2 protein-coding genes are annotated in these 3662 nt (G+C 73.7%); both read right to left on the reverse strand.

The window, feature by feature from the left end:
- Positions 1–2265, reverse strand: a 2265-nt coding sequence (locus ABZE72_RS16255; protein ID WP_372730079.1) for an ATP-dependent helicase, incomplete at its 3' end; no start/stop codon positions are given.
- Positions 2262–3662 (reverse strand): PD-(D/E)XK nuclease family protein (locus tag ABZE72_RS16260; protein ID WP_372730080.1); only part of this gene is annotated, 1401 nt, incomplete at its 5' end. The genes ABZE72_RS16260 and ABZE72_RS16255, both read right to left, overlap by 4 nt.

A 3662-nucleotide genomic window follows, 5' to 3' on the forward strand; every position in this document is an offset into this window, starting at 1 on the left:
CGCCCGGGTGAAGGCGACGTACCCCAGCCGGAGCTCCTCCTGGTCCTCGTGGGCCCGCGACTCCTGCTTGAGCCGGTCGAGGTCGGCCTTCTCGTGGCCCCGCAACTGCGGCAGGTCCGCGGCGTCGCCACGCAGCGGCGAGGGCAGCACGGCCGGGCCGTTGGGCCACAGGGTGCGCGTGCGGGTGGTCGGGAACTTCTCCTCGCAGACGCCCACGCAGAAGACCGCGTCCCACTCGAGCCCCTTGGCCCGGTGCACGGTCAGCAGCTTCACCGAGTCGGCCTCGGTCGGGGTGGCGATGTCGAGGCCGGTGCCCATCTCGTCCTCGGCGGTCAGGTAGGCCAGCAGCGCCGCCAGCGAGACGCTGCCGTCCACCGCCTGGAACTCCGCGACCGCCTTCACGAACAGGTCGAGGTTGTCGCGCCGGGCCCGGGCCGCCGGGCTGACCGAGGACGCCAACTCGACGTCGATGCCGGTGGTGTCGATGATCTTGCGGACCAGGTCGAGCAGCGGCTCTCCGGCGTGGGTACGCAGCATCCGCAGCTCCGCGGAGAGCAGCGCGAACCGCTCGCGGGCGGCGGTGGAGTAGGCCGCCTCGCCGGGGTCGTCGAGGGCGTCGCAGAGCGAGCTCACCTCGGTCGGGTCGGCGCCCTCGACAGCGCTGGCGAGCTGCTCGTCGATGCTCTGCTCGGCTCGGGGGTCGGCGTCGACAGCCAGCGTCCGGGCCCGTCGGCCGAGCAGCGCGAGGTCGCGCGGGCCGATCGTCCATCGCGGGCCGGTCAGCAGGGTGAGCAGGGCGGCGTTGGCCGTCAGGTCGTGCAGCAGCGTCAGGGTGGCGACGACCTCGGCCACCTCCGGCAGCCGCAGCAGTCCCTGCAGACCGACGATCTCCACCGGGATGTCGGCGGCGCTCAGGCTGTCGAAGACGTCCGCGGCATGCGCGTTGTCCCGGGTCAGCACGCCGATCTCGCGCCAGCTCGGCTCGGGCATCGCGGCGTACGCGGCCCGGACCTCCTCGGCGAGCCAGCCGAGCTCGGCGGCGTACGTCTCGTGCACGACCGCGTGCACCTCCCCCTCTCCCGCGCTCGGGGCCGCTTCGAGCTCCCGCACCTGCGGGAACTGGCGGTACAGCGGCGCGGCGAGCCGGTTGGCCACCTCGAGGATCTTCCGGTCCGAGCGGCGGTTGACCGTGAGCGGGTACGCCGGCACGTCGACCTCGCCGTCGGCGTGCGGGAAGTCCCGGCCGAAGCCGAGGATGTTGGAGACCGAGGCCCCACGCCAGCCGTAGATCGCCTGGTTGGGGTCGCCCACCGCGGTGACCGCGTGGCCGCGCCCGCTGCCGGCGTCCTCGCCGGAGAAGAGCCGGCGCAGCATCCGCGCCTGGGCCACCGAGGTGTCCTGGTACTCGTCGAGCAGGACGACCCGGAACTTCTCCCGCTCGAGGCGACCGACGTCCGGGTGCTCCTCGGCGAGACGGGCCGCCAGCGCGATCTGGTCGGAGAAGTCCATCAGCCCCAGCTCGGACTTGAATCGCCGGTAGGTCCGCACCAGGTCGAGCAGCTCCTCGCGCCGAGCCAGGGTGTTCACGGCCTTGGCCAGGTCGACCTTGGCCCGGGAGACCTCCAGGGCGGCCTCGAAGGCGGCGCGCTCACGGCGCTGGAAGTCACGCACGGTCCGGTCGTCGACCAGGTGCTCGCTCATCGCACCCTCGAGGGCGAGGACGTAGTTCACCACCGTCTCCGGGTGGTCGCTGAGGTGCTCGACCTTCCCGGTGTGGCGGGAGATGGCGCGCACCGCCAGCTGGTAGCGCGAGGCGTCGGCCATCACCCGGGTGTCCGGCTCGTGGCCGATCCGCAGGCCGTGCTCGGTGAGCAGGGCCGCGGCGTAGGCGTTGTAGGTCGCCACCGTGGGCTCGAGGACCTCCTCCTCGTCCTCGTCGGGCCGGCCGGTGACAGGACGACCGGGCAGCGGACCCGCGGCTCGACCGCGCCCGGCCGCGGCGAGGCTGTCACGGATCCGGCGACCGAGCTCGCTGGCGGCCTTCGTGGTGAAGGTCAGGCCGAGGACCTGGTCGGCCGAGACCTGCTCGGTCACCACCAGGTAGACGACGCGGGCCGCCATCAGGGCCGTCTTGCCCGACCCCGCCCCGGCGATCACCACGGCAGGCTCCAGCGGCGCGGAGATCGCCGTCCACTGCTGGGGGCTGACCTGGAAGTCCGTGCCCATCACCCGCTGCAGGTCCGCGGGGCTCTCGATCGTGGTCACGACAGCACCGTCCCCGCACCCTTGACCGGGCAGATCGCGATGAAGTCGCAGGTGTCGCAGTGGCTTCCGGAACGCGCCGGCAGGCGCTCGCTGCGCAGGGTCTCGGCCGCGGACATCAACTGGACCTCCACGAGGGTGTTGCCGTCGGCGTCCGGCTCCTGCGCGGGCTGGGCCTGGGTCTTGACCGCACCCTTGACCTCCTTGCGCAGGTGCACCAGCTCGGCACCGCCCGGGGTGGCCGGCTCCTCGAGCAGGTCGTCGACGGCTCCCTGGGCGACGGCGTACTGGTACAGGCCGAGCTGGGGGTGCTCGCGGACCTCGTCGTTGGTGGGCGGGTACTTGCCGGTCTTGAGGTCGACCACGACGACCCGGCCGTCGTCGTCGATCTCCAACCGGTCGGCGAAGCCGTGCACGACGACCCGTTGGCCGTCAGGCAGCGTCACCTCGGCCCGCAGCTCGCGCTCGGTCGCCAGCAGGGTCCGGGCGTCGGGCCGGGCCTGCCAGGTGACGAAGCGGGCGAGCGCGTCTCGGACCTCGGCTCGCTCGCGGCTGCTCGACCACGGGGTCCGGAACGACATCTGGCCCCACACGCCGTCGACGTGCTCCATCAGCGAGTCGACCTCGGCCGGGTCGTCGCTGAGCTCGCCCCGGGCCATCCGCTCGGCGATCGCGTGCACCACCAGCCCGAAGCCCTGGGCGGCGGTCGAGGCGGAAGCGCCGCCGGCCTCCCGTTCCAGGAACCACCGGGCGGGGCAGGTCAGCAGCGAGGTCAACGCACTGGCCGAGATGGTCAGCGGCTGGTCGGCGGGGCGCAGCGGCGCCTCCGAGGCGGTGGCCGCCCGGGTCCCCCACCAGGTGGCCGGGTCGGCCTGGGGGGCGATCGTGCGCCCCCCGGCCCGCTCCCCCGCGAGCCTGGCCAGCCGGTGGGCGGCAGCGGTGCGCAGCGGCTCGGGCTGCTCGGGGTCGGCAACCGTACGGCGCAGCTCCGCCACGATCCCGGCGAGCGAGAGGGGCCGGGCCGGCCGCCCCTGTCGGTGCCGCTCGTTCACACCGAGCTCGGCCAGGAAGCGCGAGGGCTGTTCACCGTCGTCGTCCTGCGACGCGACGGCGGTGACCACCAGGCGCTGCCGGGCACGGGTGCAGGCGACGTAGAACAGCCGGCGCTCCTCCATCAGCGACTCGCGCACCGAGAGCGGTGGTTGCAGCCCGTCCTCCCCGATCCGGTCGGCCTGGAGCAGCGACCCCCGGCGACGCAGGTCCGGCCAGCCGTCCTCCTGCACGTGGGCCACCACCACCAGCCGCCACTCCAGGCCCTTCGAGCGGTGGGCGGTCAACAACCGGACCGCCTCGCTGCGCACGCCCCGGTCGGCGAGCGTGTCCGCCGGGATCTGCTGGGC

Source organism: Nocardioides sp. (assembly GCF_041600255.1).
Taxonomy (GTDB): domain Bacteria; phylum Actinomycetota; class Actinomycetes; order Propionibacteriales; family Nocardioidaceae; genus Nocardioides.